The organism is Streptomyces incarnatus, from assembly GCF_001027185.1.
In the GTDB taxonomy this organism is placed as follows: domain Bacteria; phylum Actinomycetota; class Actinomycetes; order Streptomycetales; family Streptomycetaceae; genus Streptomyces; species Streptomyces puniciscabiei.
Map to the genome: position 1 here is coordinate 6,307,015 of NZ_CP011497.1, position 19,598 is coordinate 6,326,612.

22 protein-coding genes are annotated in these 19,598 nt (G+C 73.1%); 16 read left to right on the forward strand and 6 right to left on the reverse strand.

Annotation, left to right across the window (positions count from 1 at the left end):
* Nucleotides 1-102: 102 nt before the first annotated feature.
* Entirely contained in the window at nucleotides 103-279 is a 177-nt protein-coding gene (locus ABB07_RS28480; protein ID WP_208901390.1) for a hypothetical protein, read from the reverse strand.
* Between the two features lie 225 nt (nucleotides 280-504).
* Here ABB07_RS28480 and ABB07_RS28485 point away from each other — a divergent pair, with 225 nt between their 5' ends.
* The 4 genes from ABB07_RS28485 to ABB07_RS28500 all read left to right on the forward strand — a co-directional run bounded on the left by ABB07_RS28485 (nucleotide 505) and on the right by ABB07_RS28500 (nucleotide 4,388).
* Nucleotides 505-1,722 (forward strand): NYN domain-containing protein, encoded by a 1,218-nt coding sequence (locus ABB07_RS28485; protein WP_208901391.1) that lies wholly within the window; start codon nucleotides 505-507, stop codon nucleotides 1,720-1,722.
* An 81-nt stretch (nucleotides 1,723-1,803) separates the two neighbouring features.
* Complete coding sequence (locus ABB07_RS28490) at nucleotides 1,804-2,817, forward strand: ABC transporter ATP-binding protein (RefSeq protein WP_208901392.1); 1,014 nt, start codon at nucleotides 1,804-1,806, stop codon at nucleotides 2,815-2,817.
* A 76-nt stretch (nucleotides 2,818-2,893) separates the two neighbouring features.
* A complete protein-coding gene (locus ABB07_RS28495) occupies nucleotides 2,894-3,715 on the forward strand; it encodes an ABC transporter permease (protein ID WP_208901393.1) in 822 nt (273 codons plus the stop codon).
* A 34-nt stretch (nucleotides 3,716-3,749) separates the two neighbouring features.
* Nucleotides 3,750-4,388 carry an AAA family ATPase gene (locus ABB07_RS28500; RefSeq protein WP_208901394.1) on the forward strand — a complete coding sequence of 213 codons (639 nt, stop codon included), beginning with the start codon at nucleotides 3,750-3,752 and terminating at the stop codon, nucleotides 4,386-4,388.
* Nucleotides 4,389-4,711: 323 nt separating this feature from the next.
* Here the strand turns inward: ABB07_RS28500 and ybaK are convergent, their stop codons facing one another.
* The 4 genes from ybaK to ABB07_RS28520 form a co-directional block, all read right to left on the reverse strand.
* Entirely contained in the window at nucleotides 4,712-5,215 is a 504-nt protein-coding gene (gene ybaK, locus ABB07_RS28505) for a Cys-tRNA(Pro) deacylase (protein WP_208901395.1), read from the reverse strand.
* 36 nt (nucleotides 5,216-5,251) lie between these two features.
* Nucleotides 5,252-5,992, reverse strand: a complete 741-nt coding sequence (locus ABB07_RS28510; RefSeq protein ID WP_208901396.1) for an LON peptidase substrate-binding domain-containing protein — start codon at nucleotides 5,990-5,992, stop codon at nucleotides 5,252-5,254.
* Between the two features lie 11 nt (nucleotides 5,993-6,003).
* Nucleotides 6,004-7,056, reverse strand: coding sequence for a serine/threonine-protein kinase (locus tag ABB07_RS28515; RefSeq protein WP_208901397.1), 1,053 nt, complete (start codon nucleotides 7,054-7,056; stop codon nucleotides 6,004-6,006).
* Nucleotides 7,057-7,191: 135 nt separating this feature from the next.
* Nucleotides 7,192-8,769: an oxidoreductase gene (locus tag ABB07_RS28520; RefSeq protein ID WP_208901398.1), complete on the reverse strand. Its 1,578-nt coding sequence runs from the start codon at nucleotides 8,767-8,769 to the stop codon at nucleotides 7,192-7,194.
* 163 nt (nucleotides 8,770-8,932) lie between these two features.
* Here ABB07_RS28520 and hisD point away from each other — a divergent pair, with 163 nt between their 5' ends.
* The 10 genes from hisD (at nucleotide 8,933) to ABB07_RS28570 (ending at nucleotide 16,632) form a co-directional block, all read left to right on the forward strand.
* Nucleotides 8,933-10,276: a histidinol dehydrogenase gene (gene hisD, locus ABB07_RS28525; RefSeq protein ID WP_208901399.1), complete on the forward strand. Its 1,344-nt coding sequence runs from the start codon at nucleotides 8,933-8,935 to the stop codon at nucleotides 10,274-10,276.
* Entirely contained in the window at nucleotides 10,273-11,373 is a 1,101-nt protein-coding gene (locus tag ABB07_RS28530) for a histidinol-phosphate transaminase (protein WP_208901400.1), read from the forward strand. Before hisD ends, ABB07_RS28530 begins: the two co-directional genes overlap by 4 nt.
* A 3-nt stretch (nucleotides 11,374-11,376) precedes the next feature.
* The gene (gene hisB, locus ABB07_RS28535; RefSeq protein WP_055710051.1) at nucleotides 11,377-11,970 is read left to right on the forward strand and encodes an imidazoleglycerol-phosphate dehydratase HisB; all 594 of its coding nucleotides are present in this window, start codon (nucleotides 11,377-11,379) and stop codon (nucleotides 11,968-11,970) included.
* Nucleotides 11,971-11,974: 4 nt separating this feature from the next.
* A complete protein-coding gene (locus tag ABB07_RS28540; RefSeq protein WP_055710050.1) occupies nucleotides 11,975-12,139 on the forward strand; it encodes a hypothetical protein in 165 nt (54 codons plus the stop codon).
* A complete protein-coding gene (gene hisH / locus ABB07_RS28545) occupies nucleotides 12,136-12,780 on the forward strand; it encodes an imidazole glycerol phosphate synthase subunit HisH (RefSeq protein WP_208901401.1) in 645 nt (214 codons plus the stop codon). The genes ABB07_RS28540 and hisH overlap by 4 nt, the downstream gene beginning before the upstream one ends.
* A gap of 4 nt (nucleotides 12,781-12,784) precedes the next feature.
* On the forward strand, nucleotides 12,785-13,510 hold the full coding sequence (gene priA, locus ABB07_RS28550; RefSeq protein ID WP_208901402.1) for a bifunctional 1-(5-phosphoribosyl)-5-((5-phosphoribosylamino)methylideneamino)imidazole-4-carboxamide isomerase/phosphoribosylanthranilate isomerase PriA: 726 nt from the start codon (nucleotides 12,785-12,787) through the stop codon (nucleotides 13,508-13,510).
* Entirely contained in the window at nucleotides 13,507-13,902 is a 396-nt protein-coding gene (locus tag ABB07_RS28555) for a RidA family protein (RefSeq protein WP_208901403.1), read from the forward strand. Before priA ends, ABB07_RS28555 begins: the two co-directional genes overlap by 4 nt.
* A gap of 6 nt (nucleotides 13,903-13,908) precedes the next feature.
* Nucleotides 13,909-14,664 carry an imidazole glycerol phosphate synthase subunit HisF gene (hisF, locus tag ABB07_RS28560; protein WP_208901404.1) on the forward strand — a complete coding sequence of 252 codons (756 nt, stop codon included), beginning with the start codon at nucleotides 13,909-13,911 and terminating at the stop codon, nucleotides 14,662-14,664.
* Nucleotides 14,665-14,793: 129 nt separating this feature from the next.
* Nucleotides 14,794-15,384, forward strand: a complete 591-nt coding sequence (locus ABB07_RS28565; protein ID WP_208901405.1) for an ArsR/SmtB family transcription factor — start codon at nucleotides 14,794-14,796, stop codon at nucleotides 15,382-15,384.
* A 15-nt stretch (nucleotides 15,385-15,399) separates the two neighbouring features.
* Entirely contained in the window at nucleotides 15,400-16,632 is a 1,233-nt protein-coding gene (locus ABB07_RS28570; protein ID WP_208901406.1) for an MFS transporter, read from the forward strand.
* A gap of 343 nt (nucleotides 16,633-16,975) precedes the next feature.
* On the opposite strand, the gene ABB07_RS28575 is transcribed toward ABB07_RS28570, so the two are convergent.
* The gene (locus ABB07_RS28575) at nucleotides 16,976-17,611 is read right to left on the reverse strand and encodes a TIGR03085 family metal-binding protein (protein ID WP_208901407.1); all 636 of its coding nucleotides are present in this window, start codon (nucleotides 17,609-17,611) and stop codon (nucleotides 16,976-16,978) included.
* An 83-nt stretch (nucleotides 17,612-17,694) separates the two neighbouring features.
* Here ABB07_RS28575 and hisI point away from each other — a divergent pair, with 83 nt between their 5' ends.
* Both hisI and ABB07_RS28585 read left to right on the forward strand, forming a co-directional pair.
* On the forward strand, nucleotides 17,695-18,102 hold the full coding sequence (gene hisI, locus ABB07_RS28580) for a phosphoribosyl-AMP cyclohydrolase (protein ID WP_208901408.1): 408 nt from the start codon (nucleotides 17,695-17,697) through the stop codon (nucleotides 18,100-18,102).
* 11 nt (nucleotides 18,103-18,113) lie between these two features.
* Nucleotides 18,114-19,595 carry an anthranilate synthase component I gene (locus tag ABB07_RS28585; protein ID WP_208901409.1) on the forward strand — a complete coding sequence of 494 codons (1,482 nt, stop codon included), beginning with the start codon at nucleotides 18,114-18,116 and terminating at the stop codon, nucleotides 19,593-19,595.
* Nucleotides 19,596-19,598: the final 3 nt, after the last annotated feature.

Below are 19,598 nucleotides of genomic sequence, written 5' to 3' on the forward strand. Positions count from 1 at the left end.
CGAAGCGCGGCACGCACGAAGGCCCAGCAGGCCGCGGCACACACGAAGGGGCGCACCCGCCAGGGGTGCGCCCCTCCTGTGTGCCTGGGCTTCAACTGCCCTTTAGTTGTGGCCGAAGCTCTTCCGCTTCTTGCCGGCAACATCCGCCGGGCTGCCCTGGGCGTGCGACATCGGCGACTCGTGCGCCTCCGTCTGCCGCTGCGCGTGCTCGTGGGTCTGCTCGGCGTGCGACGCGCGGTTCTGCGGGCCGGCCTGCTTGCGGTTCTTGTTCTTGGCCATGGTGATCTGCCTCCTGTGGGGGATCTAGGGGCCAGGGCCGGGACCAGATTCACATACGCTGACATCAAGCGCATGTCGGATAATTACCGTGTGTGACAGGGGAGGTGGGAGCGACGGATCCGGAAACGCCACGCCGAAGATCGAGTTCGGGCCGTTAACCCCCGCGCCGTCGGGCAGACTCGAAGGAAGTCCGAAGCAAAACCTCCCGGGAAGAGGGTGAGTCGCGTGGACCGCTGCATCGTCCTGGTGGACGCCGGGTACCTGCTGGGAGCCGCCGCCAGCCTCCTCGCCGGTGAGCCCTCGCGGTCCCGGATCACCGTCGACCACACCGCGCTGATCCAGGCGTTGCGGGTACGCGCGGAGTCCGAGACCGAGCGCCCGCTGCTGCGTATCTACTGGTTCGACGGCGCGCCCGACCGCGTCCCCCAACCGGAGCATCGCCGGCTGCGCGTGATGCCCCGGGTCACCGTCCGGCTCGGCGCCCTCACCCGAAGCGACGGACGCTGGGCGCAGAAGGGCGTGGACGCCGCCATGCACGCCGAGCTGACCGAGCTGGCCCGCAACCGCGCCTGCTCCGACGTCGTCCTCGTCACCGGCGACGGCGATCTGCTGCCCGGCATGATGGCCGCCAAGGAGCACGGCGTCGCCGTCCACCTGTGGGCCGTACAGGCCGCCGACGGCGACTACAACCAGTCCGAGGACCTGGTCGCCGAGGCCGACGAGCGGCGCGTGCTGGACCGCGCCTGGATCACCCAGGCCGTCCGCGCCAAGGAACTGACCGGCGTCTGCGCCCCGCCGCCCGCGCCCCGCCCCGAGATCGCCGCGATCCTCTCCGCGCCGCTGCCGGAGTCCGCGCTCGCGGCGGCGGCCGAGCGCCCGCCCGAGGACGGCGCGCCCCAGCCGGCCGCCGCGGTGACGGAGAACGGCACCCAGGAACGGGCCGCCGCCCACAAGGGCGTCCCCACCCCCAAGGACCTCGCCGCGCTGCGCGCCCCCGGCGCCCAGCCCGTCCAGCACCCGGCGACCGCGACCCTGCGCTGGTCCTCCGACAAGGGCTGGGTGGACCGGCCGGGCGTGGTCGCCGAGCCGCCCGAGGTCGCCTCCATGCCGACGCTGGCCCAGCTGACCACGGCGGAGCAGCGGTGGGCCGACCGCGAGGAGGACATCACCACGGTCGGCGGCGACCCGTACGAGGTGGGACAGGTCTTCGCCCGCCGCTGGATCTCCCGGCTCGGCGACCAGGTCCATCTGCAGCGGCTCTCGCAGCTGTACCCGCGCATCCCGCACCGCATCGACGGGGAGCTGCTGCGGTACGCCGCGCGGTTCGGGCTGCTCGCCCACAAGGACGACCAGATCGACGAGCACGACCGCTACGCCATTCGGGCGGGGTTCTGGCGGGAGATCGACGTGCCGGCGGCTGCGGAGAGCGCGACGGGGGAGTGACGCCGGGCAATCATTACCGGCCGAGTACGGAAGTGCCCCCAAAGGCGAGTAAAGGGCTACGACCCCGTACTCTCGTCCCTTGTGAGTACGCGCGCGGCACAGGCACCTCGGCAGGACGAGGTCGTACGCGTGCGCGGGCTCGGCAAGACCTATCCGGCCGTGAAGGGGCGGCGCGGTGCGCCCGGCACCCCCGAGGTGCGGGCCACCGACGGGGTCGAGCTGGACGTGCGGCGCGGCGAGGTCTTCGGGCTGCTCGGGCCGAACGGCGCCGGCAAGTCCACGCTCGTACGGCAGCTCACCGGGCTGCTCCGGCCCGACACCGGCAGCGTCGAGATCCTCGGGCACGACATCGTCCGGCACCCCGAGCGGGCCGCGCGCCTCCTCGCCTACCTGGGGCAGGAGTCCTCGGCCCTGGACGAGCTGACCGTCTCCCTCGCCGCCGAGACCACCGGACGCCTGCGCGGCCTGGACGTGACGCGGGCCCGCGCCGAGCGGGACGCCGTACTGGAGGAGCTGGGGCTCACCCCGATCGCCGGGCGGGCGCTGAAGAAGCTGTCCGGCGGGCAGCGCAGGCTCGCCTGCTTCGCCGCCGCCCTCGTCGGCGAACGGCCGCTGCTCGTGCTGGACGAGCCGACCACCGGCATGGACCCGGTGGCCCGGCGCGCGGTCTGGGCGGCCGTGGACCGGCGGCGCGCCGAGCGCGGTACGACCGTGCTGCTGGTCACCCACAACGTCATCGAGGCCGAGACCGTACTGGACCGGGTCGCCGTCATCGACCAGGGCCGGGTGATCGCCTGCGACACCCCGGCCGGGCTGAAGGAGCGGGTCGCCGGCGAGGTGCGGGTCGAGCTGGTGTGGCGCGACCGGGCGCCGCTTCAGGTGCCGGAGGTCGCCGCGCTGCGCGAGCGCGCCGTGGAGTCCGGCCGGCGCTGGACGCTGCGGCTCGCGCCCGAGGAGGCCCGCGCCGCCGTCGCCACCGTCACCGGCGGGGCCGCCTTCGCCGCCCTGGACGACTTCACCCTCGCCACGCCCAGCCTGGAGGACGTCTACCTGGCGCTCGGCGGGGCGGCCCGGCAGGGGTTGGTGAAGGCGTGAGCGCGGCGGCCGTGCGGTGCGTATGGGTCTGTACGTCGGTCAGCGCGACCGCCGTGGGGAAGAGGAGCAGCTCGTCGTGAGTGTCGTACCCGCCGAGGTTCTGCCGGGCGGTGCCCGGGCCGTGCCGGAGACGGCGCCGGGCGCGGCCGAGCTCGGGCCGGCCGCGCGGCTGTGGCCGTCGCTCGTGGCCGTCTACCGGGCGCAGCTGTCGCGGGCCCGGGTGGCGCGGATCCCGCTGCTGTTCGTGGCCACCTTCCAGTCCGTCGGCATCACCGTGATGATGCGGGGTGTCGTCGACAGCGGCAGTGAGGCCCAGTCCGTGGTGGCGGGTTCGTCGGTGCTGGTCGTCGCCTATGTGGCGCTGAATCTGCTGTCGCAGTACTTCGGGCAGCTGCGGGCCAGCGGCGGGCTCGATCACTACGCCACCCTGCCGGTGCCGCCGGCGGCCGTGGTGCTGGGCGCGGCGGCGGCGTACGCCTCCTTCACCGTGCCGGGGACGCTGGTGACCGCCGTCTTCGGGTGCGTCCTGTTCGGGCTGCCGCTGGGCAATCTGTGGATCCTGGTGGCGGTGATCCCGCTCGCCGGGGCCGCGCTGTCCGGCCTCGGCGCCGCCTGCGGGCTGCTCGCGCCGCGGCCCGAGCTGGCCACGCTGCTCGGGCAGCTGGGCATGTCGGCGGCGCTGCTGCTGGGGGTGCTGCCGGCCGACCGGATGCCGGAGATCGTACGGCTGGCGCGGGATCTGCTGCCGTCGACGTACGGCGTGGAGGCGTACGCCCGGACCTTCGGGGCCCATCCGGACTGGGCCGTCGTCCTGGCCGACCTGGGGGTGTGCGCGGGTGTCGGAGTCGTCTCGCTGGCCGTGGCGGCGCGGGCGTACCGCAGGGCCGCCGTCCGGTGACGCGGCGCACGGGACGGCCTGGCACGATGTCAGGGTGACCGCACCGCTGACTCCGCCTCCGCCGCCGCACAACCAGTCCCCGAACGACGTCTGGCAGGCGCCGCCGCCCGCCGGGATGTCCGGGGGCGTGTACGAACAGGACGGCCCCGGGATGAAGACCGAACTGCGGGAGGCCGCCGTGATCACGGTGGCCGTGGCCCTGGGCGGGGTGCTGCTCGGGCTGCTGTGGTGGTGGCTGGCGCCGCATGTGCCGCTGGTCGGCGACGTGGTCGACAAGAGCTGGGTCGTCTACCTCAAGGACAGCGAGGGCGAGCAGGCGGTGGGGGTGGACGGCACGTTCACCCTGCTGGCGCTGGGGTTCGGGCTGGTCAGCGCGGTGGTCGTCTTTCTGGCGCGGCGGCGCGGGGGTGTGCCGGTCGTGGTGGCACTCGGGGTCGGCGCGCTGCTCGGGTCGCTGCTGGCGTGGCGGCTCGGGATATGGCTGGGGCCCACCTCCGACGTGCTGGCGCATGCCAAGCAGGCGGGCAAGGGCGTCACCTTCTCGGCGCCGCTGAAGCTGGGGGCGAAGGGTGCGCTGCTGGCCTGGCCGTTGGGGGCGCTGTTGGTCCACCTCGGGCTCACGGCGTTGTTCGGGCCGCGGGATCCCGAGCTGCCGTATCCGCAGCAGCCGTAACCAGGGGGGCTCCGCCCCCCTGGACCCCCCGTTTCCCACCCGCCCACCCGACTCGGTCGGCCGAGAGCGCACCCGCCCGGCCGAGCTCGCTCCCTCGGGCGCCCGCTGTCGCCCACGGGAAAGGCGTCCGTCAGCCCCGCCCGACAGGCGCCCGCGCCCCCGCCCATAAGACGTCCGTCAGCCCCGCCTGACAGGCGCCCGGTGGCCCCGCCTGATCGGCGCCCGGTGGCCCCCGCCCGTAAGGCGTCCGTCAGCCCCGCCCGACGGGCGCCCGGTGGCCCCGCCTGATCGGCGCCCGGTGGCTCCCGCCCGTAAGGCGTCCGTCAGCCCCGCCCGATCGGTGCCAGCACCGCCTGCGTCAGCTTCGCCAGGTCCTCCGGCGCGAGTTCGACCTCCAGGCCCCGTCGGCCCGCCGAGACGCAGATCGTCTCGTGGGCCTCGGCCGAGTCGTCCAGGACCGTCGGCAGCCTCTTGCGCTGGCCCAGGGGCGAGATGCCGCCCCGCACATAGCCCGTCGTGCGCTCGGCGAGCGCCGGGTCGGCCATCGTCGCCCGTTTGCCGCCCACCGCGGCCGCGAGGGCCTTCAGGTCGAGGGAGCCGGACACCGGGACGACCGCCACGGTCAGGGTGCCGTCGACGTCGGCCACCAGGGTCTTGAAGACGCGGTCGGGGGAGACGCCCATCGCCTCCGCCGCCTCCTCACCGTAGGAGGGGTGGGAGGGGTCGTGGTCGTAGGAGTGGACCGTGAAGGCCACGCCGGCCGAGGAGAGGGCGACCGTCGCGGGAGTGCCGCCGGACTGCTGCTGTTTCTTTGCCTTCTTCGCCATGCGTCTTCCTCAGCCGTCTTCCTCAGTTCAGGCTCGTCAGTTCAGGCTCGTCGGCGCCCGGGTCAGCTCGAACGCGGGCAGCGACGGAAGGCTACGGATGATGGACGTCTCGGCGCGAAGGAGTTTCAGCTCGTCGCGCAGGCGGGACGCGGTGTCGGGGGCCTGGAGGAGCCGCTGTTTCGTCGGCGTGTCGTGCACCATGGCCGCCGCCACCAGGTACGACACGACCGAGGGGTCGTCGGGCAGGTCGGCGCCCGTCGACAGGGAGCGCTCGCGGGCGCCCGCCAGCCGCTTCTGGTACTGGCGGAAGGAGCGCAGCACCCCCTCGGCCAGCGCGCCCGCCTCGTCGCCCGGTTCCTCCGGCAGTTCCTCCAGCTCCGCGGTCAGGTACGGGCCCGACGCGTCGACGGAGAGCAGCCGCACCCGGGTCGTGCCCGTCGCCAGCACCTCGTACGTGCCGTCGGCGCGCTCCCGGATGGTCGCCGCGTCCGCCACACAGCCCACCCCGTGGAAGGCCTTGAGGGGGTCGGGGCCGAAGCCCGCGGCCGGGCCGCGGTCGGGCTGTGCGGTGGGGTCCGGCATGCCGGGGGCGCTCGGCGCCACCTCGTAGCCGTCGCGGATGGCCACGACGGCGAACCGGCGCGGCTCGTCCTCCGGTGTCTTGAGCAACTCGCGCATCATGGCGCGATAGCGCTCCTCGAAGACGTTCAGCGGCAGCACGAGCCCCGGGAACAGCACCGTGTTCAGGGGGAAGAGCGGGAGACGGACGGTGGTCACGACGCCCCAGCCTAGTGGTCACCGGAACCGGCGTGTCCGCCGTGTTCGCCGACGCGGTCCGCGGACACCGGGATCAGCCCGGCCGGGGCAGGCGCGGGAGCCGCCGCCAGCAGGTGCTCGCGCAGCCGCAGGAAGTGGCCGAGCGGGTCCTCGGCGAACCGTTCCCAGGGGAAGGACGTGGCGTACGGGCCGATCCGGCCGAGCTCGGCGCGGGCGTCCGCCCAGCGGTCCAGGCGCAGCAGGACGTACAGGAGCTTGTTGCGGATCTCGGCGGGCCACGGGTCGGCCGCCGGGAAGCGCGCGGAGAGCGCGAGCGCGCGGTCGGCGGCCGCGTGCAGCCGGGCGCGCGGCACCTCGGGGCCGCGGCCGTCGGTCAGGTAGCCGAAGGCGGCCCGGGCCGGCAGGGCCTGGACGGGCGAGTCGGCCGGGGCGTCCTGCGCGGCCCGCTCGGCGAAGTCGAAGCAGGCGCCGTGCGAGCCGTGCCGGAAGGTGGCCAGGTAGCGCAGGGCGGCCACGTGGCAGCCGTAGTGGTGCGGGGCGCGGCGGACGGCCGCCTCCCACAGCTCCTCGAAGTACCGGTGCCCGGCCCGTGAGCCGCGCGCGTGGTCCAGGGCGATCCGCCAGGGCACCGGGTCGCGGTCGTCGGCGCGGGCGGCGGCGGTGATCAGCGGGCTCACCTCGCGCAGCAGCTCGGCGCGGGCCGGCGAGGGCCAGGCGCGGTCCACCGCCAGCTGGGCCCCGACCAGCAGCGGGGCGGGGTCCTCCGGGGCGTTCGCGCGCCAGGCCTCGAACCACTCCGGGCGCGAGCGGGCGAAGGCGGCCAGGCGCCGGGCGTACCGGTCGTGGTTCTCCCACTCGGCCCCGGCGCGGGTGGCCGCGAGCAGCTCGGCCGCCGCCCGGTACTCGCCCCGGCCGGCCGCGACCAGCGCGGGCGAGAGGCGGTCGTCGGGCGCGTCGAGCACGACCTCGTCCCCGGTCGGCGGTCGGCCGGCCGGGCGGAGGGAGCGTCTGGTCATCCGAGTGGGGCGGATGAACGAGGGGAGCAGAGCCATGGTGACGACCATTGAAAGACCGCAGGTCGGCGCCGCGCCAGAGGGTGCGCGGAAGTCGCGGAAAGTTGTACGGTCAAGGGTCAAGGACCGGTAAAGGGTGACTGTTCAACTTTTGCCCCGAATGTCCCGAGTCCGCCGAAGTCCGCGTCAGCTGCGCCGCAGCAGCCGGGTCGCCCCCGCCGCCACCGTCGTCGCCAGGATCCAGCCGAGCAGGATCATCACGGCCGCCAGCCACTGCCAGCCGCCGCGCAGCTGCCACTGGCCGACCTGGCCCAGGTCGATCACCGGCAGCAGCAGGTCCAGGGTGAACAGGGCGGGACTCCAGTACGGGTGGCTGTCGTGGTTGGTCGGCGGATGGCCCGCGTGGGCGAACGCCAGCGTGCCCGCCGCCCACAGCACCGCCATCCACACCGCGGCCCGGCCGGGCCGGTAGCCGTAGGCGACCGTCCAGTCCTGGACGTACCCCCAGAACTTCCCGGCGAGCGGCAGTGTCTCGCGGCGCCGGCGCTGCTTGGCCAGCAGCACCTCCCTCGCGTCCTCGTCCTCCCCGGCGGCCCGCAGCACCGCCGCCAGCCGCTCGTACGGCTCCGGGGCGTACTCCGCGGTGGCCGCCGCCACCCACTCCAGCCGGCCGGTCAGCGGGAACGGGCCGCGCGGGACGAGGTTCTCGTACACGAACCCGCCCATGTGCAGGTTGCCGGGGCCCGGCCAGCTCGCCGCCCGGTCCACCAGGCTGACGATCCGCGCGCCGGACAGCACCACCTTGCCGCGCTGCGGCCCGTCCCCGAGGAAGCGCAGCTCCGACGCGTGCACCCGGCGCAGCGACAGCTCCTGGTCGTCGGTGAGGGTGTACCGGGCCCGCTCGAAGTCGACGGCGTCCCCGAAGCGCCCGTCGTCCAGGCGTATCCCGCCCCGGCACTCGAAGCGCTGGATCCGCGTCCCGCGCGCCGGTGTCGTGCCGCTCAGCAGCGGGCTGCCCACGCCGGCCGGGGTCAGGTACAGGGTGCGCTCGACGGTCAGCTGGGGGGCGTTCAGGGCGTAGCGGGCGTAGGGGTTGTCCAGGTGCGCGCCGCGCAGGCTGAGCGACACGCCGACCTTGGCGCCGCGCAGCCGCAGCTCGCCGTGCGACTGGAGCATCTCCGCCTGGAGGTCCTGGCCGACGGTCATGCCGTCCGCCGAGATCGACCGCCCGCTGCGGTCGCGGTACGCCACCGCCTCGTTGAGCATCAGATCGGTGCCGATGTGGGCGTCCGTCAGCCGGGCCCCGTACCGGAACCGGCAGCGCGGCAGATGCAGGTCGCCCTCGGTGTGCACCCGGGCCGCCTCCAGCCGGGGCACCGCGCAGTCCACCATGCGCAGGGTGGTGAACCGGGCCTCCGGCAGCAGGACCTCCTCGTCGAAGCGGCAGCCGCGCAGCTCGACGTACGGCCGTACCGTGCCGCCCGAGAGGTCCAGCGTGCCGGTGATCCGCACGCCGGTCAGCTTCAGCGCGGACACCCGGCCCGCGAGCGCCGGCGGGCCGTCCAGCAGCAGCCAGGCCACGGTCCGCGCCCGCACGGCGCGCTCCGGGCCCCAGGGGTGGCTGCCGTGCGGATCGTCCACCACGGCGTCCCCGCTGCTCAGGTCGTACACACTGCCGTTGCGGAAGGCCTGCCACATGCCCGCCTCGGCCGCGGTCAGCTCGTCCGGCAGGTCCCCGGCGGCGAAGCCGGCCCCCTCGGTCACCTTTCTCCTCTCCCGGTCCAGCGCCCTGGTACAACCGTTCATGCCCGCTGAGTGACTGCGGGAACACAAGATGTGAAGGAGATCTTCCGAGTTCCGCCACGTTCTGTATCAGCCATTGATACGCGCCCACGGCTCGGGAGTGCGGTCTGAGAGAATTGGGACTGTGATCTCCCGAATCGATCTGCGCGGCGACGCCCTTCCCGAGGGCCCCGCCCTGCGCGACCTGCTGCCCCGAGCCGACTTCGACGTAGCGGCCGCCCTGGAGAAGGTGCGGCCGATCTGCGAGGCCGTGCATCATCGTGGCGACGCGGCGCTGATCGACTTCGCCGAGCGGTTCGACGGAGTACGGCTGGAATCCGTCCGCGTCCCCGCCCAGGCGCTCACCGACGCCCTCGCGGACCTCGACCCGGCCGTGCGCGCCGCGCTGGAGGAGTCCATCCGCCGCGCCCGCCTGGTCCACCGCGAGCAGCGCCGCGGCACCCACACCACGCAGGTGGTGCCCGGCGGCTCGGTGACCGAGAAGTGGGTGCCGGTCGAGCGCGTCGGGCTGTACGCGCCGGGCGGCAGGTCCGTCTACCCGTCCTCCGTGATCATGAACGCCGTACCGGCCCAGGAGGCCGGTGTCGGTTCGATCGCGCTCGCCTCCCCGCCCCAGGCCCCCGCTTTTGAAAATGATCCAGCCGGCGGGCTGCCGCACCCGACGATCCTCGCCGCCTGCGCGCTGCTCGGCGTGGACGAGGTCTACGCGGTCGGCGGCGCCACCGCCGTCGCGATGTTCGCCTACGGCACCGAGTCCTGCCCGCCCGCCAACATGGTCACCGGCCCCGGCAACATCTGGGTCGCCGCCGCCAAGCGCTTCTTCACCGGCAGGATCGGCATCGACGCCGAGGCCGGCCCGACGGAGATCGCGATCCTCGCGGACGACACGGCCGACCCGGTGCACGTGGCCTCGGACCTGATCAGCCAGGCCGAGCACGACCCGCTCGCGGCGGCCGTCCTGGTCACCGACTCCGTCGAGCTCGCGGAGGCGGTGGAGAAGGAGCTGCAGCCGCAGGTCGCCGCCACCAAGCACGTCGACGACCGGATCGTGCCCGCCCTGAAGGGCCGGCAGTCCGCGATCGTCCTGGTCGACGGCATCGAGGAGGGCCTGAGGGTGGTCGACGCGTACGGCGCCGAGCACCTGGAGATCCAGACCGCGGACGCCGCCGCGGTGGCCGACCGGGTGAAGAACGCGGGCGCGATCTTCATCGGCCCCTGGGCGCCGGTCTCGCTGGGCGACTACGCGGCCGGGTCCAACCACGTCCTGCCCACCGGCGGCTGCGCCTGCCACTCCTCGGGCCTGTCCGTGCAGTCCTTCCTGCGCGGCATCCACATCGTGGACTACACGAAGGACGCGCTCGCTGAGGTCGCCCATCACGTGGTGACGCTGGCGGAGGCGGAGGACCTGCCGGCGCACGGCGCTGCGGTCAAGGCACGTTTCGGGTGGAAGGTTCCAGAGGGCAAGTGACCAGGATCGACGATCTTCCCGTACGGGACGAGCTGCGTGGCAAGTCCCCTTATGGCGCGCCCCAGTTGGACGTCCCCGTACGGCTGAACACCAACGAGAACCCCTACCCGCTGCCCGAGCCGCTGGTCGAGCGGATCACGGAGCGGGTGCGGGAAGCCGCCCGCGACCTGAACCGCTACCCCGACCGGGACGCGGTCCAGCTGCGCACCGAGCTGGCCAAGTACCTGACGAAGACGGGCGGGCACCCGCTCGGCACCGAGAACGTGTGGGCCGCCAACGGCTCCAACGAGGTCATCCAGCAGCTGCTGCAGACCTTCGGCGGGCCGGGCCGTACGGCGATCGGCTTCGAGCCGTCGTACTCGATGCACGCGCTCATCGCGCGCGGCACCGGCACGGGCTGGATCTCCGGCCCCCGCAACGAGGACTTCACCATCGACCTCGCGGCGGCCGAGCGGGCGATCGCCGAGCACAAGCCGGACGTCGTCTTCATCACCACCCCCAACAACCCCACGGGCAACGCGGTCCCGCCCGAGACGGTCCTCGCGCTGTTCGAGGCGGCGCAGGCCGCCAAGCCGTCGATGGTGATCGTGGACGAGGCGTACATCGAGTTCAGCCACGGCCACTCGCTGCTGCCGCTGCTGGCAGGCCGCCCGAACCTGGTCGTCTCCCGCACGATGTCCAAGGCGTTCGGGGCGGCGGGCCTGCGCCTCGGCTACCTCGCCGCCGACCCGGCCGTCGTGGACGCCGTCCAGCTCGTCCGGCTGCCGTACCACCTGTCGGCGATCACCCAGGCGACCGCGCTGGCCGCCCTGGAGCACACCGACACGCTGCTGGGGTACGTCGAGCAGCTGAAGGCGGAGCGGGACCGGCTGGTCGCCGAGCTGCGCGCGATCGGCTACGAGGTCACTGAGTCCGACGCGAACTTCGTGCAGTTCGGCCGGTTCACGGACGCCCACACCGCCTGGCAGAAGATCCTCGACCGGGGCGTGCTGGTCCGGGACAACGGCGTACCGGGGTGGCTGCGGGTGTCCGCCGGCACCCCGCAGGAGAACGACGCGTTCCTCGACGCGGTCCGTGAAGTGAAGAAGGAGCTGTAAGGCATGAGCCGCGTTGGACGCATAGAGCGCACCACGAAGGAGACCTCGGTGCTCGTCGAGATCGATCTCGACGGCACCGGCCGGACCGACATCGCCACCGGCGTCGGCTTCTACGACCACATGCTCGACCAGCTCGGCCGGCACGGTCTGTTCGACCTGACCGTGAAGACCGACGGCGACCTGCACATCGACTCCCACCACACCATCGAGGACACCGCCCTCGCGCTCGGCGCCGCCTTCAAGCAGGCCCTCGGCGACAAGGTGGGCATCTACCGCTTCGGCAACTGCACGGTCCCGCTGGACGAGTCCCTCGCCCAGGTCACCGTCGACCTGTCCGGCCGCCCGTACCTGGTGCACACCGAGCCCGAGAACATGGCGCCGATGATCGGCGAGTACGACACCACGATGACCCGGCACATCCTGGAGTCCTTCGTCGCCCAGGCGCAGATCGCGCTGCACGTGCACGTGCCGTACGGGCGCAACGCGCACCACATCGTGGAGTGCCAGTTCAAGGCCCTCGCCCGGGCGCTGCGGTACGCCTCCGAGCGCGACCCGCGCGCGGCCGGCATCCTCCCCTCGACGAAGGGCGCGCTGTAAAGCCATGAACAGCCTCTCCACCCTGCTGATCGTCGTCGGTCTCTTCCTGGTCGGCGGCATCATCTCCTTCGTCAAGCAGAAGATGCCCGCGAGCCTGATCGTGCTGCTCTCGATCGGCGCGGGCCTGTGCCTGGTGGCGGGTGTCATGCGGCTGGGGGTGTGGAATTGACCGCGGTCGCGAAGAAGGTCGTCGTCTTCGACTACGGCTTCGGAAACGTCCGTTCCGCCGAGCGCGCCCTCGCGCGCGTGGGAGCCGACGTCGAGATCACGCGCGACTTCGACAAGGCCATGAACGCCGACGGGCTGCTGGTGCCCGGCGTCGGCGCGTTCGCCGCGTGCATGCAGGGTCTGCGCGCCGCCCGTGGTGACTGGGTGGTGGACCGCCGGCTGTCCGGAGGCCGGCCCGTGATGGGCATCTGCGTCGGCATGCAGATCCTGTTCGCGCGCGGCATCGAGCACGGTGTGGAGGCCGAGGGCCTGGACGAGTGGCCCGGCACGGTCGCTCCGCTCGAGGCCGACGTCGTGCCCCACATGGGCTGGAACACCGTCGACGCCCCCGCCGACTCGCAGCTGTTCGCCGGCCTGGACGCCGGCGCCCGCTTCTACTTCGTGCACTCCTACGCCGTCCACGACTGGCAGCTGGAGTCGCACAACCCGGTGATCGCGGCCCCCAGGGTGACCTGGTCGACGCACGGCAAGCCGTTCGTGGCCGCCGTGGAGAACGGCGCCCTGTGGGCCACCCAGTTCCACCCCGAGAAGTCCGGCGACGCCGGCGCCCAGCTCCTCACCAACTGGATCGGAACCCTGTAGAGACATGGCCAAGCTCGAACTCCTCCCCGCCGTCGACGTCCGCGACGGCCAGGCCGTCCGCCTCGTGCACGGCGAGTCCGGCACGGAGACCTCCTACGGCTCCCCGCTGGAGGCCGCCCTCGCCTGGCAGCGCTCCGGCGCCGAGTGGCTGCACCTGGTCGACCTGGACGCGGCCTTCGGCACCGGCGACAACCGTGAGCTGATCGCCGAGGTCGCCAGGGCGATGGACATCAAGGTGGAGCTGTCCGGCGGCATCCGCGACGACGCCTCGCTGGCCGCCGCCCTGGCCACCGGCTGCACCCGCGTGAACCTCGGTACGGCGGCCCTGGAGACCCCGGAGTGGGTCGCCAAGGTGATCGCCGAGCACGGTGACAAGATCGCGGTCGGCCTGGACGTGCGCGGCACGACCCTGCGCGGCCGCGGCTGGACCCGGGACGGCGGCGACCTCTACGAGACGCTGGAGCGCCTCAACAAGGAGGGCTGCGCGCGGTACGTGGTGACGGACATCGCCAAGGACGGCACGCTGCAGGGCCCGAACCTGGAGCTGCTGAGGAACGTCTGCGCGGCCACCGACCGCCCGGTCGTGGCCTCCGGCGGCGTGTCGTCCCTGAACGACCTGCGCGCCATCGCCGAGCTGGTACCCCTCGGTGTCGAGGGCTCCATCGTCGGGAAGGCCCTGTACGCGAAGGCGTTCACCCTGGAAGAGGCCTTGGAGGCTGTGTCGTCATGACGTCCGAAGCCGTGCGGCGGGTGCAGAGCGGAAGTCCCTGGGAAGAGAGTTTCGGTTTCGCACGCGCCGTCGCGGCGGGGGACCGGGTGCTGGTGGCGGGCACGACGTCCTTCCGGGGCGATGTGCTGTACGGCGAGGGCGACCCGTACGAACAGGCCAAGGTGGCCTTCACCAGCGCCCTCGAGGCGATCGGCGAGTTCGGACTCGGCATCGACTCCGTCATCCGTACGCGGATGTTCCTGACCCATGTGCGGGACGTGGACGCCGTCGGCCGGGCGCACAAGGAGATCTTCGACTCCGTACGCCCGGTCTCGACCCTGCTGGTCGTGGAGGGGTTCGTCGATCCCCGCATCCTGGTCGAAGTAGAACTCGAAGCATTCAGAGGAGCCTGAGCAGTCATGACCCTGGCGGTCCGAGTCATCCCCTGCCTGGACGTGGACAACGGCCGGGTCGTCAAGGGCGTCAACTTCCAGAACCTGCGCGACGCGGGCGACCCCGTCGAGATGGCCAAGGTGTACGACGCCGAGGGCGCCGACGAGCTGACGTTCCTGGACATCACCGCGTCCTCGGGCAACCGGGAGACGACGTACGACGTGGTGCGGCGCACCGCGGAGCAGGTGTTCATCCCGCTGACGGTCGGTGGTGGCGTCCGTACGGCCGAGGACGTGGACAAGCTGCTGCGGGCGGGCGCCGACAAGGTGGGCGTGAACACCGCCGCGATCGCCCGCCCCGACCTGATCCGCGAGATCGCCGAGCGCTTCGGCCGGCAGGTGCTGGTGCTGTCGGTGGACGCGCGCCGCACCGAGTCGGGCTCCTTCGAGGTCACGACGCACGGCGGCCGGCGCGGCACCGGGATCGACGCGGTCGAGTGGGCCCACCGGGCGGCCGAGCTGGGCGCCGGCGAGATCCTGCTGAACTCCATGGACGCGGACGGCACCAAGGACGGCTACGACCTGGAGATGATCGCCGCCGTCCGCAAGCACGTCACCGTGCCGGTGATCGCCTCGGGCGGTGCCGGCAAGCTGGCCGACTTCCCGCCGGCGATCGAGGCGGGCGCGGACGCCGTGCTGGCCGCGTCGGTGTTCCACTTCGGGGATCTGCGGATCGGCGAGGTGAAGGAGACGCTGCGGGCGGCGGGGCATCCCGTGCGCTGACGCCGCGCTGACGCCGCGCTGGGCCCCGGTCGCCTCTGCGGGCAGCCGGGGCTTTCTCATGGGCGGATGCGAAAGAGACGTTGCGCAAAATCTGTTGTGCAACTTTTCTTTCGTATCTAGCGTGGGGGCATGGCAGACAGGGAGAGAGACCGCCGGATCAAGGACGTGGGCACGCTGAAGGCGCTCGCGCATCCGCTGCGGGCGCAGCTCTACCGCCTGCTCGTCATCAACCGTGCCGCAACCGCGTCACAGCTCGCCGAGCAGGTGGACGAGGCCGTCTCGCTGGTCAGCTACCACGTGCGCAAGCTGGCCGAGCACGGGCTGATCGAGGAGGCCGAGCCGCGCAGCGGGGACGGCCGGGAGCGCTGGTGGCAGCCCGCCTCCGACGGCGTCAGCATCCGCGACGAGGACTTCCGGGACGCTCCGGAGAAGGCGGCCGCGCACACCGCGGCCAGCCGGCTGTTCTTCGAGCAGCGGGCCGACATGTACCGGCGCTTCCTCGACGAGCGGACCCACTGGGGCGAGGAGTGGAACGACGCCGCCGGGTCCGCCGAGTCGGTACTGCGGCTGACGGCGGGCGAACTGGCCGAGCTGAACCAGGAGTTGCTCGCCCTCGTGCGCAGGTACGAGGAGCAGGGCCGGGCCGCCGACGCCGCCGGTGACACCGAGGGCCGCGAGAACGTCGCGGTGCACACGTACGGCTTCCCGTTCCGGACCTGAGAGGACACCCCTTTCGTGACCGCCACGCTCATACCGCCGGCGACCGCGCCGCAGGCCCACCGCGACCCCAACGTCCGGCGCTGGCTCGCCGCCTACACCTCCTCGATGCTCGGCGACAGCGTCTACTACCTCGCCCTGTCCTGGGCCGCCGTCCGGGCCGGCACCCCGGCTCAGGCCGGTCTGGTGATGTCGGCCAGCGCATTGCCCAGAGCGGTGCTGATGCTGGGCGGCGGAGTGATCGCCGACCGCTTCGGGCCCCGCCGGGTCGTCATCTGCAGCGACGCGGTGCGCTGTGCCGCCGTCCTCGCCGTGGCCGCCGTGCTGTTCCTCACCAGCCCGGGGCTGTGGCCGCTGGCCCTGCTGGCGCTGGTCTTCGGGACGGTGGACGCCGTGTTCATGCCCGCCGTGGGGGCTCTTCCGGCCCGCCTCACCGAGAAGGACCAGCTCGCCAGGGTCCAGGGGATGCGCGGACTCGCCATCCGGTTCTCCAGCGTGGTCGGCGCCCCGCTGGGCGGGCTGGCCGTGGCCCTCGACGGCGCGGCCGCGGCGTTCGCGCTCGCCGGACTGCTCATCGCCGTCTCGGTGCCGCTGCTGCTCTCGGTGCGGGTCCGGGAACTGCCCGGACCGGCGAACGGCAGCACCGCCTGGAGCGACCTCGGCGCCGGACTGCGCCACATCCGCCGCCACCGCGTCCTCGCCCCGCTGATGCTGGTCATCGCCCTCGGCGACCTGGGCTTCGTCGGCCCGCTGAACGTCGGGCTGACCCTGCTGGCGGACCGGCGCGGCTGGGGCGCCTCCGGCATGGGCTGGGTGCTCGCAGGGTTCGGGGCCGGGGCGGGCGCCGCCTCGCTGCTGCTGGCCGTGCGGGGGCGGTTGCCCCGCGCCGGGCTCGTCGCCGGGTGGACGATCCTCGCCGGCTCGGTGGCGGTCGGTGCCCTCGCCTACGTCCCCACCCTTCCGGCGGCCGTCGGCACGGCCCTGGCCGTGGGCCTGCTCACCGGGCTCAGCGGCGCACTGTGCGGGGCCCTGCTGCAGACCCGGTCCGACCCCGCGTACCTGGGCCGTGTCACCGCCGTCTCCAGCCTGGTCAGCCTCGGTCTGACCCCGCTCAGCATGCCGCTGGCGGCCGCCGCGATCGGGGCCTTCGGACCCGGGCCGGTCTACGCCGTCAGCGCCGCCGTCTGCGGCCTCGGCGGGGTCGTCGCCCTCGCCGTACCGGCCCTGCGGCGCGCGGAACTCCCGGGCTGAGCGCGGGTGGCCGCCTTCGGCGGGACCGGCCGCACCGGGTTGCCGCGGATGCCGGTCGAACACCCAGCCGACACGGACCCAGCCGGCACGGACCCAGCTGGCACGGACCCAGCCGGCACGGACCCTGCGGCTCGTGCGTGAACCGGACACCGGGCCCCTCAGCCGCTCGTACTTCTGCCGTCTGCCACGCGGCCGTGGATCAGGGCCCGGCGATCCGGCTCGGTGACGGGGCTGTGGCCGGGCTCCGGCAGCGGTTCCCGGAACCGACTCCGGGGCTCCGGCAGCGGTTCCGGGAACCGACTCCGCGCCCTTCACCGCGCCCCTCGGCTGCCGGGTTCCCGGCTCAGATCCCCAGCTGCCTTGACTCGTGCAACTTGGCGATCGCGTCGGCCTCGCCCTCGACCTCCACCTGGGCCGCGTTCTGCCGCCCGAACGCGAACATCAGCAGCTCCGACGGTTCGCCGGTCACCGTCACCACCGGCGCGCCCCGGTGTGCCACCGCCGTCTGCCCGTCCGGGCGGCGCAGCACCAGCCCGGTCGGCACACCCCGGGCCACCAGCCGCGCGGTGCGCTCCAGGCGGGACCACAGGGCGTCCTGGAAGACGGAGTCCAGTTCGCGCGGGCTCCAGTCCGGCTGGGCGCGGCGGACGTCCTCGGTGTGGACGTAGAACTCGACGATGTTGGCCGCCTCGTCGATCTGCTTGAGCTGGAACGGCGAGAAGCGCGGCGGGCCGGTACGGATCAGCTGGATGAGCTCCTCGTACGGCTTCGCGGTGTACTCGGCCATCACCTTCTCCAGGCGCGGCACGAGCTGCTTGATGAGCGTGCCCCCGGCCGCGTCCGGGCGGCGTTCGCGCACGATCACGTGCGCGGCCAGGTCCCGGGTCCGCCAGCCCTCGCAGAGGGTGTCGGCGTCCGGACCGACGGTTTCCAAGAGGTCGGCGAGCAGCAGCCGTTCACGCTTGGCGAAGGTCGACATGCAGTCAGCCTACGACCCCGCGCCGAGTCCGCGCAGTGGACACGGCACCGGCGTTGTCGTACCCGCGCGGCACAATGGCACCCATGACCAGTACGACCGGGAGGCCCAGCGGCCTCGACCCGGAGATCGCCGCCCGCCTCAAGCGCAGCGCGGACGGTCTCCTGCCCGCCATCGCCCAGCAGTACGACACCGGTGAGGTGCTCATGCTCGGCTGGATGGACGACGAGGCGCTGCACCGCACGCTGACCACCGGCCGCTGCACCTACTGGTCGCGCAGCCGCCAGGAGTACTGGGTCAAGGGCGACACCTCGGGCCACGTCCAGCGGGTGAGGTCGGTCGCGCTGGACTGCGACGCCGACACCGTCCTGGTCAAGGTCGACCAGGTGGGCGCCGCCTGCCACACCGGCGCGCGCACCTGCTTCGACGAGGACGTGCTCCTCGCGGACGCCGCCCAGCACGCCGATTCCGCCGCTCCGGCATCTGATCAGTAAGGTCGGCCGCCATGGACCTCGAGACCTTCCGCAAGCTCGCCACCGACCGGCGCGTCATCCCGGTGACCCGCAAGCTCCTCGCCGACGGCGACACCCCGGTCGCGCTGTACCGCAAACTGGCCGCCGAGCGCCCCGGCACCTTCCTGCTGGAGTCCGCGGAGAACGGCCGCTCCTGGTCCCGGTACTCCTTCGTCGGCGTCCGCTCCGCCGGGACGCTGACGGAACGCGACGGACAGGCCCACTGGCTCGGCACCCCGCCGGTCGGCGTCCCCGTGGACGGCGACCCCCTCGCGGCCCTGCGCGCCACCATCCAGGCCCTGCACACCCCCCACCACCAGGACGGCCTGCCGCCCTTCACCGGCGGCATGGTCGGCTATCTGGGCTACGACATCGTCCGCCGCCTGGAGAAGATCGGCCCCGGCGAGCGCGACGACCTGCGGCTCCCCGAGCTGACCATGCTCCTGACCAGCGACCTCGCCGTGATGGACCACTGGGAGGGCTCGGTCCTGCTGATCGCCAACGCGATCAACCACAACGACCTCGACACGGGTGTGGACGAGGCCTACGCCGACGCCGTGTCCCGCCTCGACGCCATGGAGGCCGACCTCACGCGCGCGGTGGCCCAGCCCCCGGCCGTGCTGCCGCCGTCCGAGCTGCCCGAGTACACGGCGCTGTGGGGCGGCCCCGACTTCCAGGTGGCCGTCGAGGACATCAAGGAGCGCATCCGCGCGGGCGAGGCCTTCCAGGTCGTGCCCTCGCAGCGCTTCGAGACCCCGTGCACGGCGAGCGCGCTGGACGTCTACCGGGTGCTGCGGGCCACGAACCCGTCCCCGTACATGTACCTGTTCCGCTTCGACGGCTTCGACGTCGTCGGCTCGTCCCCCGAGGCCCTGGTGAAGGTGGAGGACGGCCGCGCGATGGTCCACCCGATCGCCGGCACCCGGCCCCGCGGGACCACCCCGCAGGAGGACCAGGCCCTCGCCGAGGAGCTGATGGCCGACCCCAAGGAGCGCGCCGAGCACCTCATGCTGGTCGACCTCGGCCGCAACGACCTGGGACGGGTCTGCGAGCCCGGCTCGGTCGAGGTGGTCGACTTCATGTCCATCGAGCGCTACTCGCACGTGATGCACATCGTCTCGACCGTCACCGGCCGGGTCGCCGAGGGCCGCACCGCCTTCGACGTGCTCACCGCCTGCTTCCCGGCGGGCACCCTCTCCGGCGCGCCCAAGCCCCGCGCGATGCAGATCATCGACGAGCTGGAGCCGTCCCGGCGCGGCCTGTACGGCGGCTGTGTCGGCTACCTGGACTTCGCGGGCGACTCCGACACCGCGATCGCCATCCGTACGGCCCTGCTCCGGGACGGCACGGCCTATGTGCAGGCCGGAGCCGGCATCGTCGCCGACTCCGACCCGGTCGCGGAGGACCAGGAGTGCCGCAACAAGGCGGCGGCGGTCCTCCGCGCGGTGCACACGGCCAACAGGCTCAGCTCATAGGCG